General features: G+C 60.6%; 16 protein-coding genes. 7 read left to right on the forward strand and 9 right to left on the reverse strand.

The features are described from left to right. Positions 1 to 826 precede the first annotated feature (826 nt). Positions 827 to 1,870, reverse strand: coding sequence for an arginase family protein (locus H9S92_RS17815; protein ID WP_187468056.1), 1,044 nt, complete (start codon positions 1,868 to 1,870; stop codon positions 827 to 829). A gap of 434 nt (positions 1,871 to 2,304) precedes the next feature. On the opposite strand from H9S92_RS17815, the gene H9S92_RS17820 reads away from it, so the two are divergent. Both H9S92_RS17820 and H9S92_RS17825 read left to right on the forward strand, forming a co-directional pair. Beyond that, positions 2,305 to 3,825: an OmpA family protein gene (locus tag H9S92_RS17820; RefSeq protein WP_187468057.1), complete on the forward strand. Its 1,521-nt coding sequence runs from the start codon at positions 2,305 to 2,307 to the stop codon at positions 3,823 to 3,825. A 261-nt stretch (positions 3,826 to 4,086) separates the two neighbouring features. Further along, complete coding sequence (locus tag H9S92_RS17825) at positions 4,087 to 4,578, forward strand: hypothetical protein (protein WP_187468058.1); 492 nt, start codon at positions 4,087 to 4,089, stop codon at positions 4,576 to 4,578. A 323-nt stretch (positions 4,579 to 4,901) separates the two neighbouring features. Here H9S92_RS17825 and yaaA read toward each other — a convergent pair whose 3' ends face one another. The 4 genes from yaaA to H9S92_RS17845 all read right to left on the reverse strand — a co-directional run bounded on the left by yaaA (position 4,902) and on the right by H9S92_RS17845 (position 10,670). Beyond that, a complete protein-coding gene (yaaA, locus tag H9S92_RS17830; protein ID WP_187468059.1) occupies positions 4,902 to 5,666 on the reverse strand; it encodes a peroxide stress protein YaaA in 765 nt (254 codons plus the stop codon). A 13-nt stretch (positions 5,667 to 5,679) separates the two neighbouring features. Then, the gene (hscB, locus tag H9S92_RS17835) at positions 5,680 to 6,189 is read right to left on the reverse strand and encodes a Fe-S protein assembly co-chaperone HscB (RefSeq protein ID WP_187468060.1); all 510 of its coding nucleotides are present in this window, start codon (positions 6,187 to 6,189) and stop codon (positions 5,680 to 5,682) included. Positions 6,190 to 6,212: 23 nt separating this feature from the next. Further along, positions 6,213 to 7,568: an RIP metalloprotease RseP gene (gene rseP / locus H9S92_RS17840; protein ID WP_187468061.1), complete on the reverse strand. Its 1,356-nt coding sequence runs from the start codon at positions 7,566 to 7,568 to the stop codon at positions 6,213 to 6,215. Between the two features lie 312 nt (positions 7,569 to 7,880). Continuing rightward, positions 7,881 to 10,670: a M4 family metallopeptidase gene (locus H9S92_RS17845; RefSeq protein WP_187468062.1), complete on the reverse strand. Its 2,790-nt coding sequence runs from the start codon at positions 10,668 to 10,670 to the stop codon at positions 7,881 to 7,883. Between the two features lie 309 nt (positions 10,671 to 10,979). Between H9S92_RS17845 and H9S92_RS17850 the strand changes: the two genes are divergently transcribed. The 3 genes from H9S92_RS17850 (at position 10,980) to H9S92_RS17860 (ending at position 12,631) form a co-directional block, all read left to right on the forward strand. After that, on the forward strand, positions 10,980 to 11,675 hold the full coding sequence (locus H9S92_RS17850; protein WP_187468070.1) for a MotA/TolQ/ExbB proton channel family protein: 696 nt from the start codon (positions 10,980 to 10,982) through the stop codon (positions 11,673 to 11,675). A gap of 133 nt (positions 11,676 to 11,808) precedes the next feature. Beyond that, positions 11,809 to 12,213, forward strand: coding sequence for an ExbD/TolR family protein (locus H9S92_RS17855; RefSeq protein WP_187468063.1), 405 nt, complete (start codon positions 11,809 to 11,811; stop codon positions 12,211 to 12,213). Between the two features lie 25 nt (positions 12,214 to 12,238). After that, positions 12,239 to 12,631 carry an ExbD/TolR family protein gene (locus H9S92_RS17860; protein WP_187468064.1) on the forward strand — a complete coding sequence of 131 codons (393 nt, stop codon included), beginning with the start codon at positions 12,239 to 12,241 and terminating at the stop codon, positions 12,629 to 12,631. Between the two features lie 508 nt (positions 12,632 to 13,139). On the opposite strand, the gene H9S92_RS17865 is transcribed toward H9S92_RS17860, so the two are convergent. From H9S92_RS17865 to H9S92_RS17875, 3 genes are all read right to left on the reverse strand, one after another. After that, on the reverse strand, positions 13,140 to 14,213 hold the full coding sequence (locus H9S92_RS17865) for a CgeB family protein (protein WP_187468065.1): 1,074 nt from the start codon (positions 14,211 to 14,213) through the stop codon (positions 13,140 to 13,142). Between the two features lie 683 nt (positions 14,214 to 14,896). Further along, entirely contained in the window at positions 14,897 to 17,224 is a 2,328-nt protein-coding gene (locus tag H9S92_RS22715; RefSeq protein WP_187468066.1) for a BamA/TamA family outer membrane protein, read from the reverse strand. Between the two features lie 173 nt (positions 17,225 to 17,397). Further along, positions 17,398 to 22,671: a translocation/assembly module TamB domain-containing protein gene (locus H9S92_RS17875; protein WP_187468067.1), complete on the reverse strand. Its 5,274-nt coding sequence runs from the start codon at positions 22,669 to 22,671 to the stop codon at positions 17,398 to 17,400. A gap of 363 nt (positions 22,672 to 23,034) precedes the next feature. Here H9S92_RS17875 and H9S92_RS17880 point away from each other — a divergent pair, with 363 nt between their 5' ends. Next, the gene (locus H9S92_RS17880; protein WP_187468068.1) at positions 23,035 to 24,522 is read left to right on the forward strand and encodes a Na+/H+ antiporter NhaC family protein; all 1,488 of its coding nucleotides are present in this window, start codon (positions 23,035 to 23,037) and stop codon (positions 24,520 to 24,522) included. A 471-nt stretch (positions 24,523 to 24,993) separates the two neighbouring features. Here the strand turns inward: H9S92_RS17880 and H9S92_RS17885 are convergent, their stop codons facing one another. Further along, a complete protein-coding gene (locus H9S92_RS17885; protein WP_187468069.1) occupies positions 24,994 to 25,284 on the reverse strand; it encodes a hypothetical protein in 291 nt (96 codons plus the stop codon). Positions 25,285 to 25,405: 121 nt separating this feature from the next. Here H9S92_RS17885 and H9S92_RS17890 point away from each other — a divergent pair. Next, a partial coding sequence (locus H9S92_RS17890; protein ID WP_187468049.1) for a transposase occupies positions 25,406 to 25,710 on the forward strand: 305 nt, incomplete at its 3' end.

Consider the following 25,710-nt stretch of genomic DNA (forward strand, 5'->3'; position numbering starts at 1 on the left):
TACTCTTATTCGGGTGGGGACACCCTCAACCGGGTTTTTTATCAGGAGTACAGATTCGACGTCAAAGGAAAGTTTTTGCCGCAGGAGACATCCGGTACCGGGCGGAACATCTGGCATCCCACATCTGACCTCCCCGAATCCCCCCCGGTTGAGGGTGTCCCCACCCGAACGTCCCCGGCTCGGTTGAAGGTGTCTCCCCCTCCCGAAACAGCCCGGTTGAGGGTGTCCCTACCCGAATGTTCCCGGGCTGAGTTCATTCCCACTGGTCTATGGATACCCGAACTGCCCTCCGGCTGAGCGTGAGCACATCCAGAACCGTGTACTCTTATTCGGGTGGGGACACCCTCAACCGGGTTTTATACCCGGATTACAGATTCGACGTCAAAGGAAAGTTTTTGCCGCAGGAGACTTCCGGTACCGGGCGGAACATCTGACATCCCACATCTGACATCCCCGCAACAGCCCGGTTGAGGGTGTCCCCACCCGAACGTCCCCGGGCTCGGTTAAAGACGTCTCCTCCTCCCGAAACAGCCCGGTTGAGGGTGTCCCCACCCGAATGTTCCCGGGCTGAGTTCATTCCCACTGGTCTATGGATACCCGAACTGCCCTCCGGCTGAGCGTGAGCACATCCATAACCGTGTACTCTTATTCGGGTGGGGACACCCTCAACCGGGTTTTTTATCAGGAGTACAGATTCGACGTCAAAGGAAAGTTTTTGCCGCAGGAGACATCCGGCACCGGGCGGAACATCTGACATCGTACATCTGACATCGTACATCTGACATCGCACATCCAACCTCCCCCGCACCTGCGTCCGCGCCCTCCTTCACCCCGCATTCGTGTAGCGGCGCATGGCCAGCAGCAAGCGATCAGGTAGCGTCTGTTCGTTGCTGGCCAGGAGGTAATCCTGGTAAGCGCAAGGGACCAGCCGGTGGCGCGCTTCGCCCTGGTACTTGCCGTCGTGGACCTGCACCCACCAGCGGTTGCTGCGCGGCGAGCGCCAGAAGGTGAGTCGGTCGAAGCCCTGAAGATCGACAATGTATTCCAGCAATCCTTTGGTCGTGGCTGGAAAATCCCCGACCCGCAGCGAATACCCCTGGAGGAAGTACCAGACCAATTGGGCGTAGGCGGCTGCGGTGAGTTCCGTTTCGGCGGTGGTGCCCGCTGCGGGATTGAGGCCGAAGAGGCCGAAAGACGACAGTTTATCGGAATTGCCCGCGTAATAGGCCAGTTGGCTGGCTTCCTGGAGGCTGAAGCCGCTGGGGTGGAAGCCGTTGCGGGCCGGCGCTTCGTTGTGGTTGATGGCGCTGATGTCAAGGCCCACCAGGTCGGCATCGCGGAGGAGCGGTTCGAGCTGGGTGACGTCAGCCCGGGCCTGGCCAAGGCGGACGGCCTCGAAGCCGTGGGCGTCGAAAAAGTCCCAGACGGCGGGATCGACCAGATGTTGCTGGGCACCGAGGTGGGCCACGTGGTACTGCTTACGGCCCGGGCGGTAGACGGCCGCATCGAGCACGTCGCTGCCTTCCTGGTGGGGATTGAGGCCAATGCAGCGGTCGATCTGCAAAAGACTGACCTGGCGGTTGAGTTCGGCAAAGGCGAGGTACTGGGCCGCGAAAAGTGCGTTGTTGCCGCCAAGCAGCACCGGGGTGATGCCCGCCGCGTAGAGCTCGCGGAGCAACGGGATGATGAAATCGCGGGTATCCTTGCGGATGTCCCCCAGATCCCGGACCACCAATTTCCCGAAGGCCCAGCTGCTGGCGTACAGGTGCTCGCGTGTCTTTTGCGCCACTGCCGCGTCTAAGCCAATGATGGCAACGGCGATCTGCCGCGAACGGGGGCGGAGGGACTTCCCCACCGAATGCGCGGGCAACGAAACAGGGGGTTTGGGCGGAGCTTGGAGCCAGGGAGTGTACATGCGCATTGATAAGGGGCCGAAGTTACACCGCAGGGCCGGAAAGCACCCTCCGAAAGGCCGAATAACGCATGATGGATTTTATTGATACGAAAAAAAATTATATCCGGTCCCCCAAAAAGCGCTACCGTTTCAAAAACAAGACCTACCTTTGAACTGCGAAAGATGTACGTTTTACTGCAAAACGCTACCACTTCGTCATAAAAGCCTACCGTTGCCACCGGGCAGTGGTACAAACCCAACCTAGTGAACCTACCCGGAAATCAGGTTTCGCACCGGTCTTGTGCGCTTGCACCTGGTGTAACTGCGCTACCGGGTGCCACCCAGAACTGATCTCCGCCGGGAGTTCCGGCCATTAATCCCATTCTGAAACTAATCTATCTACTGATCTTATGAAAGTATTGAAACTTTCCATTTTAGCCCTCCTCCTGGCCAGCGCCACTGCCCTTAGCGCCCAGGGAACGCCCGTACCCGCTACGAACGACACTGAGAACACGGAAACCACTGACATGACCATCGAAGACCTGACGAGTGACGGGGAGATGGACAAGAAAAAGATGAAAGAACCGAGCGCTGGCACGATGCTGGAGATCGGTATTCGCCCCTCCTACGCTTTTGTGGCGGGCGACGTAGACTCTGAGTTCGGCTTCGGTGGCGGCCTGCACCTGCGCAAGAGCCTCGACCACCTTTTCTCCCTGCGCCTTGATGGTCTCTACGCCCAGAACAAAGGCATCAATGAGGCCATGGACCGGCAGTTCGAGTCTACCTGGATCAGCGGATCGGGCCTGGTTGTGGTTACGCTGAACAACTTCCGTTACTCCGGAGACGTGCGCAGCACCAACTTCTACTTCATGGCCGGTGCCGGTGGTAACCTCGTGGAGGTTGAGCGGCAGCGCGAAGACGGCCCCTGGCAGGAAGGCCGCAACGTAATGTTTGAACAAGACCTTTCCGTACACGCCGTGGCGGGTGCCGGAATTACCTTCCGCGTCAGCCCCAAGTTCAACATCGGTGCTGAGTTCCAGTCCTACATCCCCTTCGGTAAGCGGGCGGACCGCCTGGACGGCTACACCGTTGGTGGCAACTTCCGGGACATCCAGAACGTGGCCTCCCTCAGCCTCAACTTCAACATCGGCAACAAGGCGGAGCCGCTGTACTGGACCAACGCCTTCAACCCCGTGCGCGAAGAACTCGCCCGCGTCGGCGGCAAAGTGGATGACGCTACCCGCGACTCCGACGGCGACGGCGTGGTCGATGCCATCGACCAGGAAGCCAACACCCCCGCTGGCGTCCCCGTAGATACCAAAGGCCGCGTGCTGGACAGCGACAAAGACGGTGTGCCCGACTACAAAGACCTCGAGCCCTTCTTCCCTCCCCGCGCCGGCGAGCAGGTTGACGCCAACGGAGTAGTGATGAACCGCGCCGATAAGCCCATCACCGAAGACCGCGTCCAGGAAATGATCGACGCTTCCATCTCCCGCCTGCAGGCTGGCAACCAGGCCGGCACCACGACGGTACGCACCGACCGCGGCGAGATCTTCCTGCCCATGATTTACTTCCCCCTGGGACAGAGCACGGTTAAGTACGCTGATTTCGGCACCCTCTCCAGTGTAGCCCGCGTCCTGCAGGGCAACCCCAACATGAAGATGGTCATCCGGGGCTACACCGACCGTACGGGCAACGCCGCCAACAACGAAGTACTGTCTTACCGCCGTGCGAAAGCCGTAATCGATCACCTCGTTAACCAGCACGGCATCGACCGCAACAACCTCATCCTCCAGTACCGCGGTGAAGAAAACGCCATCGTTCCTCTGGACAACAGCTACATCAACCGCCGCGTAGAATTCCTCACCGCCGAACCCGGTGCTGCGGAAGACGCCGCTCCCGCCGGTGCCTCCACTGGTGGCGGATACTAAAGTCTTAATCCCATGAGCCCCGCCGCTCTCCGGAACGGTGGGAAAATTTCGGCCCCGCATCTCCCTATTGGTGCGGGGTCATTTTTTTTTGCTTTGGCTGCGCACCAAAAAAAACGCCCGGTCTGCGGTAAGCAGGCCGGGCGTTTCCAAATTATTCGCTCTGAAAATCAACTCAGTATACGGGCATAAGACACCGACTTTAACACCAACGTGGCCCCGCGAAAGAAAAAAAACAGCTTTTTTTGGTCTACCTTTGGCACCATGCGATTAACCCTGTTCCTTTTCTCCCTGACCTTCCTGCTGGCCATGCACCCCGCCCCAAGCGTGCAGCCGCCGGGCACCGCCTGGGGGCAACGGCCCACCACCGGGCCGGAGACGGACCTCAACGGCATCTGGGTAGGCCACCTCCTGCAAAACCCGGGGGGCATTGCGCCCAGCTTCGAGTTCAGCATGCAACTGCGCCACAACGGCATTTTCCTGAAGGGCACTTCGTTTGTGCGCCACGGGACGATCTGGGCCGAGATGGAACTCAGTGGATTCCAACTCCCTAACGGCACCTGGAAACTGACGGAAACCAAAATCCTGCGCGGTGAAAAGCCCGAAGACCTCTCCTGGTGCCTGAAGCGCTACGAGCTCGTCATCAGCTACACCCCCGAAGGCGTAGTGCTCCACGGACCGTGGTGGGGCAACAGTGGCTTTGGCCCTTGCGTGCCGGGGTCTATTCGCTTGCTGCAGCTGAAAAAATCGGCTTAATTGGGTGCCTGCTTCGCAGGTTTTTTTGAACCACTAAGGACACGAAGAGGGACTAAGTGAGGTCAAGACGTTTTACGTCGCAGCTGCCCCAGCCCGGTTCCGGACGTCCCGTCCGGCCAGGTTTTTAAGCCCATGGAGTGGGGCATGGAGTGGGGCATGGAGTTGCATGGAGTTTTTTGTGGAAGGTCAAGACGTTTCACGTCGCAGCAAAAGCCCGAGGGTAAAAATTACCCCTTCGGCGTACAACGCCTCAACCACCCGCCTATCCCGTGCGGTAGCTCCTTTCCCCCTTTAATCCTTTCCCCCTTTATTCCTTTCCCCCCTTACTCCCTCACCCAAACCCAATCCGCTTCAGCGCTGAGATCGGCGCGGAAGTGGTAGTCATTGACGACGAGTTCGCGCAGCGGCTCGGCGGTGGTGATGCCTTCGCGGGTGATGAGGTTGGCCATGCGGCCCCGGGCGCGTTTGGCGTTGAAGGCCACCACGCGGTAGCCCCCCTGGTGGGCTTCGCGGAAGTGGACGGTCAGCAGGCGGGCGCGGAGCTTTTCGGGACGAACGCTTTTGAAGTACTCCTGGCTGGCGAGGTTCAGTACCAGGTCTTCGTCCTGGGCGGCGAGGTCTTCGTTGAGGAGTTGCGTGATGCGGTCTCCCCAGTAGGCGTAGAGATTTTTGCCCCGGCGGGTGGTGAGGCTGGTGCCCATTTCCAGGCGGTAGGCGGCCATCAGATCGTACGGGCGCAGCAGGCCGTAGAGACCGGAGAGGATGCGGAGCTGCCGGTTGGCAAAGTCGCGCTCCTGGGGGCTAAAGTCGTCGGCTTCCAGGTCCTGGTAGACGTCGCCGCGGAAGGCGAAGAGGGCGGGCTTGGCGTTCTCCTGGCTCAGGGGAAGGCTGAAATCCTGGTAGCGCTGGTAGTTGAGCTCGGCGAGGTTAGGACTGATGTCCATCATCTCCGCCAGTTTTTTGCGCGACTTTTTCCGGAGGGCTTCCACCAGGCGGGCGCTGTCGTCGAGCAGGCGGGGCTGGGTGGCGTCCGGAAAATCGACGGGGGCCATATCGAGGGTCTTGGCGGGAGAAAGCAGAACGAGCATGGTCGGGGAGGCATCAGATCTTGCCACGCAGGCGCAGCAAGTAGCGTTTTTTTAAGTAGTAATCGCGGAGCCGGTCCAGCTCCGCCGGGCTAACGGTTGCATCGTCGTATTGGTTGAAAAGATCGGCGATTTCGCGGTCCAGGCTGGCCTCCAGACCGGCGACCAGGGCCTCAATCCGGGCGCGGGCGGCGGGGTCGTCGTCAAGTTCCAGCTCCATCAGGGCTTCGTTGACGTCCATGATCTCCAGCAGGAAATCCTGGGGAACGCTGTTGGTGCCCTCTTCGCCGAGTGCGCCGCGCAGCTCCAGCAGGTGCCGGAGGCGGAGGTCGGGGTCGGCCAGGACCTTATAGGCCTGGTTGTTGAGGGTGCTCTTTTCCAGAACGGCATCGCGCGTAGCCTCGTCTTCCAGCGTGTGGAAGTCGGGGTGGTAGCGGCGGCTGTTGGCGTAGAAGGCCTTTTTCAGCGCGGCCTCGTCCAGGACGGGGGCGGGCAAAAGTCCGAAAAACGCGAAATAATTGGTCATGGATCCAGGGGGGTAACACGGGTTTAGCCTCCAAAAAAGCCTTTGATGCCCCGCCAGATGTCGAGGCCGTTGGCCAGCACTACGAGACCGAGGACGATGACGAAGCCGACCATCGTGGCCCGCTCCATGAACTTATCGCTCGGCTTGCGGCCGGAGACGACTTCGTAGAGGAGGAACATCACGTGGCCACCGTCGAGCGCGGGGATGGGCAAGAGGTTCATGAAGGCCAGGATCAGCGACAGGGAAGCCGTCATAAACCAGAAGCGCTCCCAAACCCAGGTCTTGCCGAACATGGAGCCAATGCTGGCAAATCCACCCAGGCTTTCCGTGACTTTAATGTTGCCCTTGAACATCTCCCCGAAGGCCTTGAATTGGTCGCCCAGGAACTGTACCCCCTGGTTGAAGCCCGCCGGGAAGGATTCCAGGAAACCGTACTCGATGCGCTCCGTTTTGTAAAAGTACTCGGGGGGGGCGGGAGCTACGCGGATTTTGCCGTCCTCGTTGGTGGTTACGCTGACCTCCCGGACGGTGGTATTGTCTTTGGACTGTACGCCAAAAACCACCGTTTCATTTTTCCGGCCCCTGATGGCGGCTTCGAATTCGTCGTAGTAAGCCGTGGGGACGCCGTTGATGCTGACGATGCGGTCTTCTTTCTTCAGGCCGGCCTTGGCGGCAGGGCCATCTTCGGCCACCAGGCCCAGGACGAAGGGAATGCGGGGCGTGAAGAGCCGTTCGCGCTTGTTCTCGTGGCGGGTCAGGATGTCGGCCCACTTGTTGTCGATCGTGATGGTTTGCTCGCTGCCGTTGCGGGCTACTGTCAGCTCGCGCACGTTGTCGATGGCCACGGCGCGCAGCACGGCCCGGTCGTTAAAGCGATCAAAAGGTACTTCGCCAATGCGCAGCAGTTGATCACCCGTAGCGAGGCCCATCGCCTGGCCGAGGCTATCCACGGCGATGCCCGCCGTGGCGTTTTTGGCTGGCAGGTATTCCTCGCCGTAGGCGAAGAGCACCATCGCGTAGATGAAAAAGCCGAGGATGAAATTGACCGTAACGCCCCCCAACATGATGATGAGGCGCTGCCAGGCCGGCTTGGAGCGGAACTCCCAGGGCTGGGGCTCCGACTGCATCTGCTCGGTATCGAAGCTTTCGTCAATCATCCCGCTGATTTTGACGTAGCCGCCCAGCGGCAGCCAGCCGATGCCGTACTCCGTCTCCCCAATCTGCTTCTTGAACAGGCTGAAGTAGGGGTCGAAGAAAAGGTAGAATTTTTCCACCCGCGTCCCGAACAGCCGGGCCGGCAGGAAGTGGCCAAATTCGTGCAAGACGATCAGAATGGACAGGCTAAGGACGAGCTGGCCAATTGTAATCAAAGTATCCATAGGCTTTTTTAGGGTGCCGCAGCACAGGATAAGACCCGGAACAGGCCATCATAACTTCTTGGTGGCATTACGGCCGCCCGGGAACAACGATGGTTCCTCCCGGGCGGCAATCAACCGGACTTGCTCCAATAACGGGTGGGCAAAACTAAGGTTGCGCAGCCGGGGGTGCAAGTGTCGCGGAAAGGACGAAGCAGGAGCGGCCGTAAAAGCCTTTCTTTCCCCGGGGAAAACCCTGGCCGTGAGTGCCGTCCCCTGCTCTTTATCCTGACTCCCCCTTTCGGGGGGCCGGGGGGGAGCACCTGCGGCCGCGCCCTATCTACCCAAAATGACCCGTTGGGTATACGCCCCGGCCCGCAGCCAATACAGTCCGGCCGGAAGAGCCTCGGTAGTCAGCCGTCCCACCCCATCGCGCAGGGGAAGGCTGGCCACCAAACGGCCGGCGGCGTCGTAAAGCCGGGCGATTCCTACGCCAGCGGGCGCTTCCACCGTGAGCCAGTCCGAAGCCGGGTTGGGGTACACCCGCCAGGTGGCAGCGGCTTCCAGGCGGGCACTGACCAGCGGAGAATAAGCCTCTGCCCCACCCCAGTCGCGCTGCCGCAGGCGGTACACGTAGGCGGTGCCGGGCACCACCCCGTAGTCGGCAAAATGGTAGCTCCCATCCCCCGCCGGCACAAAAGCGATCTCCGTAAAGCTGGCGTCGTTTTCGGCCTGCCGTTCTACGAAAAAGCCGGCGTTGCGGTCTTCGCTGCCCGTGGTCCACCGCAGGGCAATATGGTCTTTGGCGGCAGTGGCCCGCAGGCTTTGGTAGGTGACCGGCAGGCTGAAGTCGCGGCAGCCACCTACGCTGACCTCGTCCACGTACCAGCCCAGCCAGCCGGTGCAGCCGTCGTGACCAAAGACCCAGCGGAGCTGCAGCTCATCCCCAGCCACCAGGCCGAGGGCAGAAAGATCCACGACGCTGCGGCCCCAGGTGCCGGTGGTGCTGTTTTGGTCGGCGCCGTGGAAAGCCGGCAGCCCGGCCAGGGGATTATCGTTGCCCGGCGCAGCGTTGAGCGGCCCGTCGTAGCCGTTGTAAAGGAAGGCGCTTGGGGGCACCGGCGCGAAAGCCCCGCCGTTGCGGGAGTACGCCACGATGCCGCCGTCGAAAGCCGCCTCGCTGGAGTAGTAGTGATCGAAGGCGAGCACAAAACTGGTGTAGCCCGGGGGAAGGAGGATGGTTGGGCTGCTCAGTTCCACCGTTCCGTTTTCCAGGTCGGCGGCGCAGTCGCCGACCGCCAGGTTGGGGGCGAAGATGCCCCGGCCGGGTCGTCCGTCGGGGAGGGCCGTGCGGAGGGTCCAGGCTTTGGAGGTCCAACTGCCGGGATTGACCGGGGTTTCGGTCAGCGTCCAGCCCAGGGGCTCGGCTTCCCAGTCTTCGGTGTAGAGGGAGACGAATTCCTGGCCGGCACACGGGGGCGGGGGATCCTGGCCGAGGGTGGGGACGAAGTTGCAGGGGGAAGGCTCCCGGAGTCCGGTGGCGCGGAGGGCGGCGGCCAGCTGGCTGAGGTCTCCCGCCGTAAAGACTTCGCCGGAGGGTGGCGCGGGCAGGTCGAGCAGGGTCAGGGCCGGCAGGGGCGTACCGATCAGGTCGTTGGCCGACTGCTCCAGCATAAGGCTCAGCGCGTGGAAGTCGGTGACGGGCGTGAGGTAGTGGTTGGCGGCGTGGAAAAAGAGGTGGAGGGCCTTGGTCATCCCCAGCGGTGCCACGTTTTCGCCGTTGAGGGTGCCGCCGTCGGTGAGCAGGGAGAAGAGGCGATTGACGACGCCGCTGTTGGTGTGGACGCCGCCGTTGTCGGTTTCGCCGTTGAGGCAGGCGTAATCGGGGCTGCTGCGCGTGGAGGGGTCGTTGCGGCATTCGGGTTGCCAGAGGTCGCGGAGGTGGGTGCCGAGGGCGGTGGCGTCTTCGCCGAGTTTCCAGCGCAGGCCGGAGTCGGTGCAGCCGCCGCGCGGCAGGTGGTCATCACTGTCGTTGCCGCGGTCATTGAGCAGGTCGAGGGCCTCGCCGAAGATGTCGGCGTAGGCTTCGTTGATGGCCCCGCTTTCGAAGCGGTAGATGAGGCCGTTCATGGCGGCCAGGTAGTTGTGGGTCCATTCGTGGGCCACGATGTCGTCGCCTACCACGCCGGTGCAGTGGCGGATGGCGTTGCCGCTGGCGCTGGCGTTGGGGCAGTTGGTAAGGCCGGCTTCGGCAACGAGGTTCATTTTGGCGTCGTTGCCGTCGAAGCCCCGGCGGCCGAAGCTGCGGTGAAACAGGTGGTAGGTTTCGGCGGTGGCCAGGAGAAGTTCGCGGCGTTCGGCATTGAGGCTGCCGGGAAAGACGTCGCCTTCCATCCAGAGGAGGTTCGAGGCAGCAGTATTGAGGCGGTAGAGCTCGCGGTTGAGATCGCAGTGCAGGGGGTGGTGGAAGATGACTTTGCCGCTGCTTTCGGCCAGGTAGAGGCGTTCGGCGCGGTGGCCGGCGGGCTCGGTCAGTTCAATGACGCGGGTGCGCTGGCTGGGGACGGCGGCGTTCCAGGGGTGGGGGCTGATCCAGGCGCTGCCGTGATCAGTGGCCGTCCACTGCGCCGCGTAGGGGTAGCGTTGCCGGGCGGCGCGGCGGGCCAGATCAACGTAGGAGAAGGACGTGGCAGTGGGCGCGGCCGCAGGTGCAAAGGCCGTTGAAGGAGCGAGGTTGCCACTCAGCCCCAGCAAAACCCCTTCGGCAGTCAGCCGGGCCACCAGCACCTGGCCGAAGACGGGAAGGCCGGCCCGCATCCGCTGAAAACGGAGGTAGTGGCGGCCATCCAGGCTCCGTTCCTGGCGGGTGAGGGAGAGCTCCGCCGGCGAGGCCAGCCCCAAAGCCCCGCCGTAAGCCTCCACGAAAGCCAGCGTTGCAGCCAGGGGATCCTGTGCGGCGGCAGTAGCGGCGGGGGGCAGGGTGAGGGAAAAGTAATGGCCCGTGGCCAAAGACCAGCGGGCACCCGATCTGGCCAGCAACTGCCGTTGGGCCGCAGGAGTGCCGGGCGACTGGGCCAGCAAGGTCCCCGCCAAAAACATCAGCAGGGTGAAGAAGCGAAAGTGCATGGAAGAACAGTGATTGGAAAAGACCGAATGGAAAACAGGCGGGGAGAACAACACAATCGCCAACAGTTGCGCAAATCTACAATGTAAGCGGGAATCAAGTCATACCACGCACTTAAAGGCCCTGCTAAGGCTTCTACATCGGTCTTGCGCAGGAACCATAAATAATTTTACCTTTGGGGGCACTATGAGAATGGTCGGTTGCCGCTCTTGCCTGCCTGCGTTCAGCGCCGGGGGGCTGATTCCTGCGGGAGGTACATACCAAATGGAAGAGACAACCGTTTTGCAATCGCTAAACAAGCCCAGATGTTGATGAATTTTTTCCTGCTGCTGTTCCAGACCCCCGAAATGACCATGGACCAGGAGCCCGCGGTCGAGTCCGATAACTTACTTTCGGTATTGATGGATTCGGGTCTCCTTTCCATCATCATCGTCGGCATCCTCCTCGTGCTCTTCATCGTCGGGGTCTACATTTTTGTGGAGCGCTACACCACCATCAAGGCGGCGGGCCGGGAAGACCAGGGCTTCATGGACCGCATCAAGATGGAGATCACCGCCGGCAATATGGCCAATGCCCGCGCCCTGTGCGCTACCACCGACAGCCCCGTGGCCAGGATGGTGGATAAGGGCCTGCAGCGCATTGGCCGGCCCCTGCGCGACATCGACGCGGCAGTGGAAAACGTAGGCAACCTGGAGGTCTTCCGACTCGAGAAAGGCCTCAGCACCCTGGCCAGTATCTCCGGCGCAGCCCCGATGATTGGCTTCTTCGGGACGGTAACGGGGATGATTTCGGCCTTTTACGAGATGTCTACGGCCGAAAATATTACCCCCGACGTGCTCGCGGGCGGCATCTACTCGGCGCTGCTGACTACGGCCGCTGGTCTTTTCATCGGCATCCTGGCCTTCGTGGGGTACAACCTGCTGGTGGCCAACGTCGAACGCGTAGTCTACAAAATGGAGCGCTCCACGACGGAGTTTATGGATTTGCTCCAGGAGCCGGGTAAGTAATTGGGCGGAGGCCTTGGCTTTCCTCACTTGACTTCCCTTGCTCCCCATCCTCACTCCCCCCTTCGGGGGGCCGGGGGGGAGCACCTGCGTCCGCGCCCCCTCCCGTATTTCGGGCCATAAAATGACTATCTCCATGGGTTTAAAAAGATCGAGTAAGGCGAGCGCAGAGTTCAGTATGGCGTCTTTGACGGACATCATCTTTCTGTTGCTCATCTTCTTCATGCTCACCTCCAACTTCGTGCAGATCAAGCCTTTTGACCTGCCCATTTCCGATAGCCAGACGGTGGCCCCGACCAACATCGTGGTGCAACTGGAAAAGGATGGCATTACCCGGGTTAATAACATCGACGTCAACGGGGCGGCCATTGCGCAGGCTCTCACCGACGCCCTTTCCCAGGTGGAAAACGCCGAGGACGCCACCGTGACCATCGTAGCCGAAACGGGGGTCCCCTTCAACCGCATCACCCCCATCATGAAACTGGCGGCCAGCAAACGCGCCCGCGCCATCATCGCTACCCAGCCCCGCCCCCGGGGTTAGGGTCGCTCCCAATCAAGCTTCCACCATGGGCCTCAAAAAACGCAGTAAAGTCAGTGCCGAATTCAATATGTCTTCCCTGACGGACATCATTTTTCTTCTGCTCATCTTTTTCATGCTTACCTCCACCGTGGTGGCCCCCAACGCCCTGAACCTGAAGATGCCCGGCCGCTCGGATACCCCCGCCAGCCCGAGCCAGCAGCGCCTGGACGACGTCCGCATCACCAATAACGGCGAATTTTACTTCAACAACCGGCGCATCAGCGTCGACGAACTCGAATCCCAACTATCGGCCAAGGCTGGCGGCAACTATTCGATGCTGATCTCCCCGGATGACAGCGCGCCAGTGGAAGGCGTCGTCACCGTCATGGATATGGCGATGCGACTGGGGATTAATGGGGTTTTGGCAGCGGAGGAGTGAGAATTTACAATTTACAATTTACAATTTACAATTTACAATTCAACATTTAACATTTGCTGCGCTGCTCTTTGGATATCCGTTGTGAGTTCAAGACGTTTTGCGTCGCAGTGTTAGGTGAGGTCAAGACGTTTTACGTCGCAGCTGTCCCAGCCCGGTTCCGGACGTCTCGTCCGGCAAGGTTTTTTAGCCCATGGAGTTGCTTGGAGTTATGCATGGAGTTTTGCTTCGCAGTATTTCATGCTCATGGAGTTTTTTGCGTGAGGCCAAGACGTTTTACGTCGCAGTAAAACCCTCATGCCCCCCAGATCTAAAACTTCTCGACCATAAGCGACTGAAAATCAATCTTTAAGTAACGAAAAACGACTAGAGCGGTCACCCCTCTCCTGCGGGGAGCGGCCGGGGGAGGGGTATCATACCCGCTTGAAAAAGCCCAATAAAACGAAAAAAGACTGGGGTGCCCCCCCTTATTCCTTTATTCCTTTACTCCTTTATTCCTTCCCCCCCTTACTCAGTCCGTCACCTCCGCCAGATAGCCCAGCAATTGCTCGGCGCGGCGGCTGATGGTGTGGTGGGCCATGATGCGTTTGCGGGCGTCGATGCCCATTTTGGAGCGAAGGCTTTCGTCGGTGCCGTAGAGGATATCGAGGACGCTGTTTTTGTCGTCGACGCAGAAGATTTCGCGCTGGGGTTCGAGGAATTCTTCGAGGCCTGGCCAGTAGTCGGTCAAGACGGGTACGCTGCAGGCGGCGGCGGCCAGCAGGCGGCGCGTGGGGGTGTAGCCCATGCTTTGGCGGTCGGCGCGGTTCAGGACGAGGGCGCAGCGTTGCCGGTTGTAGAAATCGACCAGGTTGGTTTCGGGCAGGTATTCCAGGTAGGTGAGGTTATCGGGCCACTGCTCAAGGTTGGGGTATCCTCCGCCGGCGAGGGCAAATTTGCGGCCGGGGGTGTAGCGGGCCGGGCCCAGGAGCATGTCTTCCATCTTCCGCTCGCGGTCGGCCTTGTAATTGCCGATGAAGCCGAGGTCGTAGCTCTTCTCCCCGTCGGTGCGGTAAAAAGCGTAGGGATCAATGCTTTCGTACAAGGGGCGGGCGAAGGCCAGGTCGTTGTCCTGCGCCAGCTTGGCCAGGGTCGGCCCGCCCGTAGTGGAAAGGAAGAGGTTGAAATTGCCGATGGTCCGGCAGGAAAGGCAGTCGCCAATGCTGCGGGCGGCCTGAAGGCTCTCGATGGTGCGGTGCAGGTTGGCGTCGTAGTAGATCGTAACGCCGCGGGCCTCCTCGGCAATCCACAGGGCAATCTCTTCCGCATCCGCTACCCCGCTGCCGAGCATCACGACATCGGCCGATTGGATCACTTCCGTGTACTGCTCCAGTAAGCTGGCCGTATCGGGGTAGGTCCAGACATTGCAGTAGGGCGAACGGAGCATATCACGCACCTGCTTCGTCCCGGGTTCTTGCCATTCCATGAAGGTGGTCCGGTGGCCGTGCTGGGCCAGCTCATTGATGAGGCCACGGTACAGCTCCGCCGTCGGATCCTCAAAAGAAGAGAGGATCGAACGCCCGATGATGACCAGGTCCAGTGGCATTGCTCCGAATTTCACGGGGCTAAAGGTACGTGCCTTCGGGCAGAGTAGATAATGCGTGAAGGAGCGAATGCGTGAATGCGTGAGCACGAAGTACTGCGATGCAAATGGCTACCGCACGCGATAGGTGTCAGGAAATGCATCGATAGCCCGATTTTATCACAAATAGCCATGGTTTTTATGCGCCCATGCAACCAGTGGATGACGGTATAGACTAATCGTTTAAACGGAAACATCGGGTTTTACCCGACGCTACGCTTGGCCCCTCTAGGGCTAGGCTGTCCGATTAGCTACGCCGCAGCCGTACTCACTTTGGCCCATTCGTTGGGGGCTCAACCCCAAATCAACCGGGGGAGGCTCTAGCGCTTACCAGGTCGAGACCCTCTGGGTTGTAGTAGAATACGCCACTGTGCCTGGCTCGATCGACCCAGAGGGTCTCAACCTAGGCAGTCTGACACGCGTACGGGCTAACCCCAATTAATCAGACAGCCTACCTCCAGGGCCGAAAGGGGCAGGATAGTCCATCACCCTGTCTCCCTGTCTCGCCTGTCCCTGGCGGTAGCCCATTAACTGCGCTGCTGCCTTCGGCGGTCACGCATTCGCTCATTCACGCATTCACCCATTCGCTCATTCACCCATTCACGCATTCACCCATTCACGCATTCACCCATTCACCCATTCGCTCATTAAAAAGGATACCCAAAAGCCACCACCAGCCGCAAGCCCGTATCCGGCACATTGCGGGCATCCGCGTAGGGAACGACCAGCAATTCGGCAGCGTCGGCGTAGGGGATGAGCAGGGGCCTGGCCAGGTCGACGCGCAGGAGGAGAAATTGGAGGTCGAAGCGGAAACCAATTCCGGCGTCGGCTGCCAGTTGGTCCACAAAGCGGTCCAACTTGAAGTCCGTCTCCAGTTCCTCCCGCTCGGTTTTGTAGGTCCAGATGTTGCCTGCGTCGGCAAACAGGGCCACCTCAATCAGGTCGTTGACCCGTTGGCGGAATTCGACGCTGCCCTCCAGAATGAGGTTGCCGAAGCCCCCGAAGGTCAGCAGGTTGTTTGCAAAAGGTACCGTGGCCGCCGGCCCCACCTGCCGGGGCGCAAAACCCCGCAAGCTGTTGGGCCCGCCAATGCTGAACAGGTCGAAGTAAGGCACAATGGCCCGGTCGCTGAACACCGGAAAGGCAATTCCCCCGTGCAGGCGGGTGGCAAACTGCTGTCGCTTGTTGAAGGTCAGGTAGTACCGCAGGTCCGTTTCCAGCATGGGGTACAGGCTCACTTCGCGGTTGCGGAGGTCGGCGTTGGTGCCGACGGGAAAGACGGTGTTGACGTTAAACGAGTTAAACTGCTTGAGGAAGAAAGAGTGCGTTGAAAGTCCCCGCAGGCGCGTATCCAGGGTATAGGTGTAATTGGGGGAAAAGACGAGCATGCGGTCGAAGCGGCTGGTCTGCTCGGCCGTAACGCCCGGGGCGAGGTTGGCCACCCGCGCCAGGTCAAGTACCTGCTCCGAAGACACACTGGGGTCTTGGAAGCGGATGCTGAGGGGGATCAACTGGTGGTTATTGGCCACACGGCGCTTCCAGTTGTAGCCGAATTGAAAGCGGAACTGCCGCAGGCTCAGGTTTTCGGAAGCTTCGGGGTCGGCCTCCAGAATGCCCGCCAGTTCGTTCAGGTTGTTGTCGGTGATTTCTTTGCCAAACTGCGCCAGGTTCATCTTCAGTTGTTCGACCTTGCCACCCAACTCCAGGAGGGTACTGCTGGTAAACACCCGGGGAATGAGCTTGCGCCGCTTCGGCAACCACAGCCGCGGCACCTGCAGCTGCGCCGTCAGCCCGTAGATGCCCGAAGTTGGCACCCGCGCCTCCCCCTGCCCCCCCAGAAACTGGGCGTAGCTGAATTCCCCCTCCAGCCGGAACAGCTCCGCCCCCCGCAGGAGGTTGCGGTTGACGTAGGCGAGCTTGGCGTTCGGACCAAAGTAATCGGCACTGTTGTAGGTCAGGCCCAGTTCCCCTTCGAAGCGACGCCGCAGGCGGGGTTGCAGGTAGGCATTGAGCACCAGCAGGCTGTCGTTGCCGGGCACGGGCTCGTAGTCCATCGCAATGTAACGAAAGGTGTTGTACTCAGCCAGGCGCTGGAGGGTTTTCTTGTGGGCCAGCGGATTGTACAGGTCTCCCGTCTCCTGTTCAAAGGCTTCGTCGACGATGGCCGGGCGCAGCGGGCAGTCGCGGCAGATCACGTTGAGGCCACCGACGCGCACGGTGTCGGCGGCGGCAAAACTGGCGGTACTGTCCTGGGCCGAGGCATTGGGATAAACGTTGATGGCCGCAATGCGCTGGGCCACCAGGTGGTTGGGCGGCACGTCGTCTTTGAGCTTGGCCAGCAGGTCCACTTCGTGCGTGCCCGTGACGGTGTCGACGAGGAACAGAAAGTCGTCGGCCCGGGCGTAGTAGTGGCCGGCGTCGCGGAGCGCTTCCTGCCAGCGCAGCCGCTCTCCTTTCAGGGCATTAAGTTGATAGCGTTTGCCGCGGGGCAGCAGCGTTTCCTGGTCGAGCGCTTGCAGCACCCGCGCAACGCTGCTGTCGCGCCAGTAGTGGGCCACGGAGTCGATCACGTAGTCGTGGCCCACGGTCAGGAAGTAATTGGCACTGATGCTGCGGTCGGAGGCGTTGGTATCCAGCGTCCAGGTGGCTTCATTGACGAAGTAGCCTTCGTTCGTTGCCCGGTTTTCCAGGAGGGCATTGACGCTTTCCACCACCGTTTCGTCGTAAAAAATGGGTTCCTGGCCCCAGGGCTCGCGGTCGCCAAATTTCTCGGGTTTCTTGGCCAGCTTTTCCTGAAAACGGTAGTAGCGATACACGCCGTAGTAGCCCAAAATGGGCACCTTGGCATTGGTATTGTTGTCCAGCACGCTCTGTACGGCCGCGTCCAGTTCCGCCGTCGGTACGCCTTCGGGCGCTTCGATTTCGGCGCTGGAACCGTCGTAGAGGTACTCACCGGGCGGCAAATACTGGGTCACGTTGCAACTGCCCAGGGTGAACAGCAGCAGGAGACCAGCAAGAGCCCCCAGGGGATTTGGGCGCGGAGCGCAGGTGCTCCCCCCCGACCCCCCGAAGGGGGGAGTACGTTGGCCCCCCAACCCCCAAAGGGGGAGGAGCGAGGAAAGTCGGGACCAGATGTTGCGCCGGAAAATCATTGTTTATCGTCTTTTTTGAACCAGCGGATGGTTTCGAAGTCTTTGCCAAAGGTGAGTCGGCCGCCGAAGCGGATGACGTTGCCGCCCACGAGGTTGCTGCGGTCGCGGTCGTTGAAAAACTTGAGGCGGAAGGTGCCGTCTTCGTTGATCAGGTACTCGGCCGTGATGTTGTCAAGGTAAGTCTGTTGGGTGCCGGCCAGCTCGTCTTCGGCCGTACCCGCAACGCCGTCTACGCTGATGATGACGCGGTCGTCGAAGAGGGCTTTGCGCAGGCTGATGCGGAGGTTGGTCTGGGTCTGCCCCCCCTCATCTTCGTAGCTGTTGAGGCCGAAGTCGAGGTCGACAAAGCCCACCAGCTGGTCGGCAAAGGTGTTCAGGTAGTTGCCCATCAGGTTGTTCAGGCTGGTGGCCACCAGGTTGTTGCCGCCACCGCTGGCATCAAGCAAGGGAACGTTGAAGCTGCCAAAGGCCAAAAGCTGGAAGGCGGTGGTCGTCATCCGGCTCTGGTCCTGGCGCAGGGTAGCGAGGGCGTCTTCGACCGAACTGAAGCCGAGGTTGCCGTAGGCGTCGTCGGGGTACACCACGTCGGTCGTGATGTTGCTGGCCTGGAGGTCGCCCTTGAGGGTGATGTCGACGTAGAAGGTCTGGGAGCGGCGCAGGCCGGTAACGTCCACCGTCTCCCCTTGTACGCCCTGGACGAGCGGCAGCGGTGCCGTTTCCGCGATGTGGCGGATGCGGAGATCGAGGCTGGGGTTGAGCAGGTCGCCGTTGAAGGTGACGTTGCTGCCCGGCAAAACGATGAATTCTTTGTTGATGACGTTCTGGTAGATGAAGTCGTATTTCCCTTCCGTCAGCTCTACCCGGCCGGTGGCTTCCTGGCGGCCGTCGGGGTAAATGCGCAGACTCAAATCTCCGTTGGCCCGGCCAACGAAAGTCTGGCCCGTAACGGGGTCGATGATGACGGTGACCTCCAGTTCGGGGTCTACTTCCAGGTCCAGCGTCAGGTCCATGCCAGCGGCGAGGGCGGCCGTAGAGTCCAGCTGTTGCTGCGTGCCGGGGCGGAGAATGTCCTCCCAGCGGTAGCTTTCCGCAAACAGGGCCACGTTCTCGCTTTCCACCAGCCCCTGCTGGGCGATGCGGTAGACGTAGGTGATTTCCGATTCGCGGCTGGTGGTGGCGGTGACTTCCACGACGGGGCGGACGGCCGTGCCAGCGATGTCGACCGTTGCGTCTACGAACATCTTGCCGTAGTAATCTTTGTTGTCTTTTTTCCCCGAATTGATGGCCAGGAAGTTGTTGGCGCGCACGTTGAGGTCGAGGAGGATGTCCGACAAACTCTGCATCTCCACCGTTCCCTGCACCTGCGCCGCGCCCCCTTCCGAATCATAGATGTTCCAATCGTTGCCGAAAGAGATGGTTTGCCCCCGGAAGCGGATGGGCGTTTCGTCCAGCCGGAAGCGCTCGCCCAGCAGGCTGATGACCAGACTGGCGTCGTTGAAGCGCAAGTCGCCATCGAGGCTCGGCGCATCGAGGGTGCCGCCCACCTGGATGCGCCCACTCAGGTAGCCTTCGCTGTTTTTGAGGTAGCCCAGGCTGAAGGGCTCGGCCGCCGTGAGCTGGAGTTGCTCGGCGTCGAGCACCAGGTCCACCGGCCCGTTGAGCACCACTTCCCCGTTGAGTTCCACCTCGTTGCCGCCGCCGCGGAGGGCGACCAGGACGTCGTAGGTTTGTTCGTCCGAGCTGCTCACCTGCGCCACGACGTTGCCCAGGGTCGAGCCCAGGTAATTGAGGCTATCGATCGTCAGATCGGATTGGATACCGAGGTTGGTCAGCACATTGTCCAGCCCTACGGTGCCGTTGACGACGCCCGCCGCCACTTCTTCTTCCGAGAAGATGAGCCGACTGGGCGTCCGCAGATTGTAGTCGTCAAAAGTGATCACCACGTCGTTCGGCTCGGTGGTTTCGGCACGGAGCGACTGCACGCCGCTGGTCAGGGAAAAGTCGGAGATCACCAGGTTTTGCCCCGCCAGCGCGATGAGGTTATCGGGGGGTGCGGTCCAGGTTTCAAAGTTGAGGAGCTGCTCCTCTTCCAGCCGCAGCGTGAGGGTATCGGCGTCCGCGTCGGCAATGAGGCCGAGGTAGTGCCGCAGGCTGTCGTCTTCGGCGTAAATTTTGAGGGCTACGCGCAGTTCATCTTCGATGGTTTCCCCGCTCAGGACGGTGCGGCCCAGTTCGATCTGGTCGTTGTAGTTGATGTCCGCCCAATTGGCATCCCAGGCCAGACCGGCCGTGTCGCCCACCGCCCGGAAGCGGAGGTTTTGGGCGGAGAGGCCCGCGAAGACGATCTCCCGCAGGTCGAGCTGCACCAGCAGTTCGGGCTGGGCGTCGCGGTAAACCAGCGTGGCTTGAAAAGGGGTCAGGACGGTCAGGCCGTTGACCAGGCCACCCGTCAGGGGCTGCGGGCGCTTGAGGTTGAGGGTGAAATCGAGGGAGCTGCCGTCTTCCACGGGGTCGGGCTGGCGCAGGCTTTCGTCCCAGTAGGCGATGATGAACTGTACCATTTTTTCGGGAGTCTTCAGCGGATCGAAGCGGCCGGTGAGGTCGGCATCGAGCACGTCGGACCGGACGGTGATGTTGTTGTCCCAGTTATCGAGGCTGGCCCGTACGACGAGGCTATCGACGTAGCTGCTGCCCTCTTCGCCGCGCAGGCGTAGGGAGTCGAGGCGGGCGTAGGCCAGCATCTGGTAGGGGTCGAGGCCTTCGCTGCGGGCGGTGAGGCGGCCGTCCAGGAGCAGGGGAACTTCCGTGACGTCCCAGCGCTGGAGGTCGATCCGGTTAAGGTCAACGGTAGCTTCGACGGAGGCGACACTATCGGGGCCGATGGCGTAAAAACCTTCGCCGGAGGCCAGGAAGTCGGGGTGGGTGATGTTGAAATCGGCGGCGTAGCGGCCGTCCTCGACCAGGGCATTGAAATCCGCCAGCGGCCCGTCGGTGTCGTCGCCGATGGTGGCGTCCACTTCCAGGAGCATGGTGGGTTCGAGGCGACCGTTGACCTGGGCGGTGATGTTGAGCGGGTTGAGGTTGAGCGTTTCGAGGGTATCGCGGTAGGCACCGGTGAAGAGCTCGGCCACGCGAACGCCCTGGATGCGGACGTTGACGTCCAGGTCTTCCGGGTTGTAGCGCCCGGCGAGGTTCCACACGCCGTTGTCGGTATTCAGCGGCACCTCGAAAGTAAGGTTGGTGGGCGTGCCCGAGATGCTGGCGTTGGTGATGCGGAGGTTGGGCAGGTTGAGGTTGGCGGGCAAGAGGGTATCGGGCAGGATGGCGCGGAGGTCGGCGACGTTAACGGCCAGGTCAGAAACGGCCAGGTCGAAGCTGAGTCGCTCCACTTCCAGCGCGTTTTTGATGTTGCCGTTGATGCTGGCGAAGGTCTGCTCCTGCGGCAGGCTGAGGCGGAGGTTCACCTCCAGGTCATCCAGCGGACCGCTGACGGTACCGCTGCCCCGCACGAAATCCGGCAGGGAGTAATCTTCGGGCAAACTTCCGGGCGGCAGGTAGGCCAGGATGGTGGCGCGGGTGGCCAGCAGGGTATCAAGGGTGACGTCTACGCTGGTCTGGGGATAGCGCTGCACGCCGGTGATGACGCCGTTGGTGCGCACCCGGCTGAGCAGACCATTGCCAAACTGCCGGTTTTCCACGGCGTAGAGGTTGAGTTGGAGGCGGTCGTTGCGGTATTCGGCCCGGCCCTCGGCGATGATTTTCTGCGGCCAGTCGATGCCAGCTGGCAGCATTCCCTCGGGGATGAGGGGCAGGAGCGGGCCGGGAACGACGCTGAATTCCCGCAGGTAAAGCCGGCCGCCGATCCGGTTGACATCCAGCACATTGGCCACCTGCCCGGAGGCGCGGACCCGCACGCCCGGTCCATCCACCTCGATCCGGCTGAGTTGGAGATCGGCCATCGTGCCGTTGGCCCGGACGGAAAAGCTGAGCTTCTGGGCCAGGTTGCTGCCCACGACGGGTACGCTGCGGAGGTCGGGGGCCAGCAGGGCAACGTCCCTCAAACCCAACTGACCATCGAGCTGGACCCGCGCCACCAGATCCGCCAGGTCGCCCCCGGCAAAGTCGTAAGCCACGGCCGTTTTATCGCTCGTCAGCTCGCTGTTGCTGGTGCGGAGCAGGAAATTTTCGAGGCCCAGGAAGCGGGGGGTGTAAATCACGGTGCCCTCGCTGCGTTCCACGGCCAGGCCACTTTTTTCGGTAGCGGCCAGTTGGCGCAGACGCAGGTGCAGGGAATCGACCAAATAGGCAATGTCCGTCACCTCCGCCTCCACGCCGGTCAGGGCCAGGTGGTTGGGGTCCAGGCCAGGGCCCACCTGCGGCGGCGCGGGCGTATCGAGGCTCAAGGCAAAGTCGCGGAGCTGAAACAGCTCCCCCCGGAACCCGAGGGAATCGCCCAGGGCCAGTTCTGCGCCTTCGAGGTTGACGTAGGGCAGGCCGGTGGCGATGTCCATACTGTCCATACTCAGGGCGAGGTCGCTTTCCTGGATGGTGATGCGCCCGGCCAGCAGTTGCAGGGCCGCAGCGGCGGAGGTCGTGTCGGCGGGCTGCGAACCTTCCCCGATGCCCACCATCACCCGGGCGCCTTCGAGGTCGATGGATTGGAGGTCGTACACCTGGTTTTCCAGGTCGAGGGCATTGACTTTGCCGGCCAGCCGGCGGGAGACGAGGTCGATGAGGATGCCGACGGGATCGTCCTGGTAGTAGATGTCGGCATTTTCCAAAAGGAAGGTGGCCCCGGCGGCGTCGAGGGTGAAGCCGCCAGCCGTGGTATCGGCCGGGGGCGGAGCGACGGCGGTGGTGTCGGGTGCGCCGAAGTCCAGCAGGAATTGAATGTTGGAGGTTGAGTCGGTGGTGCGGACGTTGGCGAAGACGTCGCGCAGGGTCAGGTCCGTCACCTGGATCTGGGAGCTGAGGAGGGCCAGGATGTTGATGCCTACGCCCAACTCCCCTACCCTGGCGATGCTGTCGCCCGCCGGGTTGTTGAGGTATACGTCGTCGAGGACCACCCGGGTGGGGAAGTCGATGTCGAGGCGGCTGAAGCCGAGGTCCGTATTAAGCGTCGTGCGGGCAATTTTGACCACCTCCTGGCCGATCCTTTGCTGAATGGCGGGGATTTGCAGCAGCAGAAAAATCAACAGTAAAAGCCCCAGCACGCTGCCGAGGACCCACAGTAAGATGCGAATGATTCTTCGGGGGATACTTTTTGCCAAAAGGAAAATGATTTGTGGCCGGGCGGGCGGGGGAGGTCAGCGGTCCTTGGTATAACCCGGGGGAGGTGGGTAGTGTTTGGTGTAATCCCCCCCGGCCCCCCGAAGGGGGGAGATTGTCCCCCCCTGGCCCCCCGAAGTGGGGAGAAAGATCCTTTGTTAACCCGAAGGAGAGAAAAATATCCCATGCACACACGAAGGAGAGAGATAATCCCAGGGTTAGGGTTGGACATCCTCTGCTCCTTTGTCCCAACTCCCCCCTTCGGGGGGTCGGGGGGGAGCACCTGCGGCCGCGCCCCCGAAAAACACCTTGGAGAACTGCGCAATTGCGGCAGATTGCCTAGCTTGCCCGGCAAAGCACACCCCATGGCGGATCAACTCGGTTTTCTCACGCTGCTGCCTCCGGTCATCGCCATTTTGTTGGCCATCGGCACGCGGCAGGTTTTCATTTCCCTGCTGGCTGGGATTTTCCTGGGCTACGTCATTTTAATGGGCGGCAACCCCTGGCTGGGCTTTCTGGAGACCTTGCAGGGGCTGGTGGACGTCTTCGCCGACGCGGGCAATACGCGCACGATCATGTTTTGCGCCCTCGTAGGGGGGCTCATTGTTTTCATGCAGCGCTCGGGCGGGGTGGCGGGCTTCATAGTGCGCGTGGAGCGGCGGCTGGCGCGCTACGAAAACCGCCGCGACGGGTCCGGGCGCGTAGTGGTGCAGCTGCTGGCCTGGCTGACGGGCGCGCTGGTGTTCGTGGAGTCGAGCATCAGCGTACTGACGGTCGGCACGCTCTACCGGCCGATCTTCGATAAACTGGGCATCAGCCGCGAAAAACTGGCCTACATTGCCGACTCCAGCTCGGCACCCAGCTCCATCCTCATCCCCTTCAACGGCTGGGGCGCTTTCATCATGACCCTGCTGGCGGCGGAAGGTTTTGCCAACCCTTTCGGCACGATGATCCGGGCCCTGGGCTATAATTTTTACGCCATGCTGGCGCTGTTCATGGTGCCGGTCGTGATCCTGCTGCGGAAGGATTTTGGCCCCATGCGCCGGGCTGAGACGCGGACGGCGGCGGGGCAATTGCTCAGTCCCGGCGCAACACCGGTGGTGGATACCGAGCTGACCGACATTGCCGCCAAGGAAGGCGTCGTGCCCCGGGCGCGGAACATGATCGTGCCCATCGTGGTGATGGTTATTTTCATGCCCTTCATGCTGGCGTATACGGGCTGGAGTGCGGCACGCGAGATTTTGGGCGCGGACGCAGGTGCCGGGGAAATGCTGTTCCAGAGCATTGGAAGTGGCTCCGGGTCGACAGCCGTACTGACCGCCGTGACGCTCTCGCTGCTCGTTTCGATCGTCTTTTACAAGGCCCAGGGCATTTTTGGGCTCCGGGAAAGCGTGGACCTGGTACTAAAAGGCATTGCGGGCCTGATGCCGCTGGCGCTGCTGATGCTGCTGGCCTTCGCCATTGGCACCCTCTGCAAAAAGCTGGAGACGGGCATTTACGTGGCCGACGTCGCCCAGGGCTTCATCTCCCCCGGTCTGGTGCCCTTCCTCGTATTTCTGGCAACCTGCTTTATCGCCTTCAGCACCGGCACGAGCTGGGGGACTTTCGCCATCATGATCCCCATCGCCGTGCCCATGGCCCGCGATATGGACGCCAACGTGCTGATGGCCATCGCCGCCGTGCTCGGCGGCGGCGTTTTCGGGGACCACTGCTCCCCCATTTCCGATACCACCATCCTCTCCAGCATGGCCTCCGCCACCGACCACGTTGACCACGTTAAGACGCAGTTGCCGTATGCGGGTATTGCTGGGGGGATTGCTGCGTTGGTGTATTTGGTTTTGGGGGTGGTTTGAGGGGGGGGGATTTGGCGCGTTAGAAAATTAGCTATAACTTGCGGTAGACAATCACAGCGCTGGCTGCCTATTTTAAGCCTGCTATTGTGGCAAAAAAAGATAGGCCTTCAGCTCAGGCAGGTGTACACGCAAGTGAGTTGCGTTCACCAAGCTATTGTACGCGAAAACGCCGAATAAATGCTATAAACTATGACGAACGATTTCTCCTCCCAGGCATCTTTTGCCGTCTGCAATGAGGAACATCACTTCGGAGTGGGAATCTTTGAAGGCAAAAGTTCCTTGGAGGTGTAAATCGTCCAGTAAATACCGGAGGTATAAATCGTGTCAGCAGGGAAAATCGTTCGCAACATAGGTAATAGGTAAAAGGTAAAAGGGGTTGGTCAGCCCACCAAAACCCCGCTGGATCATCGACACTTTTGCATTTCTCCTAAACCATCATCATTACAGCCCCCGTTCAGTAGCCTATAAAAACTAGCCACCAACCAACCTGTAAACAATTGGAACAATTACAAACAAAACAAGCATGCCGCATACCAGCGTTTCAAAAAAATGCTCTTTAAAGCCCCTCAGCGTCGCAAGCCGCCAAATACTGGCCAAGAGTAACGTTCCATACAACGGCAAAAAAACATTCCAATTGTAAAAACCTTTCAGTAAGCGATTACAGCTGGCGTCGGTGAAGTCATCCACATCGGGCTTAGCGTAAAGCAAAACCATGAAAACTACCAGTATTAAGAGGCCGAAGGGCGTTGGTTTAATATTCATGGATCAAGAGGGCGTTGTTGCATGAATCGGCCGACTGAGGCCTCATAGCCAGGGGGGTGAAAGTTGGGCTGGAGCCCGTATCTTTGGATCTACTACAAAACAAGAACAAAGCGTCCAGCCCATGGCAAAGATAAAGAAAGACGAGCGATTCGAGGCCACAACTAAGGAGAAATATACTGTTGTCAACTGGTCGGAGTATAACAAAGCGCTAGAGAATCGGGGGAACATCACCTTTCTTATTAACGAGGACGTCATCCAGAACTGGTACAGTGAGGAGCCTGCGCAACGAGGCGCACAGTTTCGTTACAGTGACACTTGCATCGAGACAATGATGATGTTTAAAACTGTTTTTCGATTGCCATATCGACAGGCCCGTGGATTTGCTGTGGGCATCCTCAATCTAATGGGGCTGTGCGATCTTGATGT

It is taken from the genome of Neolewinella lacunae (assembly GCF_014349155.1).
GTDB classification, from domain to species: Bacteria; Bacteroidota; Bacteroidia; order Chitinophagales; family Saprospiraceae; genus Neolewinella; species Neolewinella lacunae.

What these genes read in the sequence shown, in the direction of transcription:
- H9S92_RS17855 (WP_187468063.1), top strand. Translation starts at nt 11,809, where the DNA reads ATGGGTTTAAAAAGATCGAGTAAGGCGAGCGCAGAGTTCAGTATGGCG.
- H9S92_RS17825 (WP_187468058.1), top strand. Translation starts at nt 4,087, where the DNA reads ATGCGATTAACCCTGTTCCTTTTCTCCCTGACCTTCCTGCTGGCCATG.
- H9S92_RS17845 (WP_187468062.1), bottom strand. Translation starts at nt 10,670, where the DNA reads ATGCACTTTCGCTTCTTCACCCTGCTGATGTTTTTGGCGGGGACCTTG.
- H9S92_RS17850 (WP_187468070.1), top strand. Translation starts at nt 10,980, where the DNA reads ATGAATTTTTTCCTGCTGCTGTTCCAGACCCCCGAAATGACCATGGAC.
- H9S92_RS17880 (WP_187468068.1), top strand. Translation starts at nt 23,035, where the DNA reads ATGGCGGATCAACTCGGTTTTCTCACGCTGCTGCCTCCGGTCATCGCC.
- yaaA (WP_187468059.1), bottom strand. Translation starts at nt 5,666, where the DNA reads ATGCTCGTTCTGCTTTCTCCCGCCAAGACCCTCGATATGGCCCCCGTC.
- H9S92_RS17885 (WP_187468069.1), bottom strand. Translation starts at nt 25,284, where the DNA reads ATGAATATTAAACCAACGCCCTTCGGCCTCTTAATACTGGTAGTTTTC.
- H9S92_RS17820 (WP_187468057.1), top strand. Translation starts at nt 2,305, where the DNA reads ATGAAAGTATTGAAACTTTCCATTTTAGCCCTCCTCCTGGCCAGCGCC.
- H9S92_RS17865 (WP_187468065.1), bottom strand. Translation starts at nt 14,213, where the DNA reads ATGCCACTGGACCTGGTCATCATCGGGCGTTCGATCCTCTCTTCTTTT.
- hscB (WP_187468060.1), bottom strand. Translation starts at nt 6,189, where the DNA reads ATGACCAATTATTTCGCGTTTTTCGGACTTTTGCCCGCCCCCGTCCTG.
- rseP (WP_187468061.1), bottom strand. Translation starts at nt 7,568, where the DNA reads ATGGATACTTTGATTACAATTGGCCAGCTCGTCCTTAGCCTGTCCATT.
- H9S92_RS17860 (WP_187468064.1), top strand. Translation starts at nt 12,239, where the DNA reads ATGGGCCTCAAAAAACGCAGTAAAGTCAGTGCCGAATTCAATATGTCT.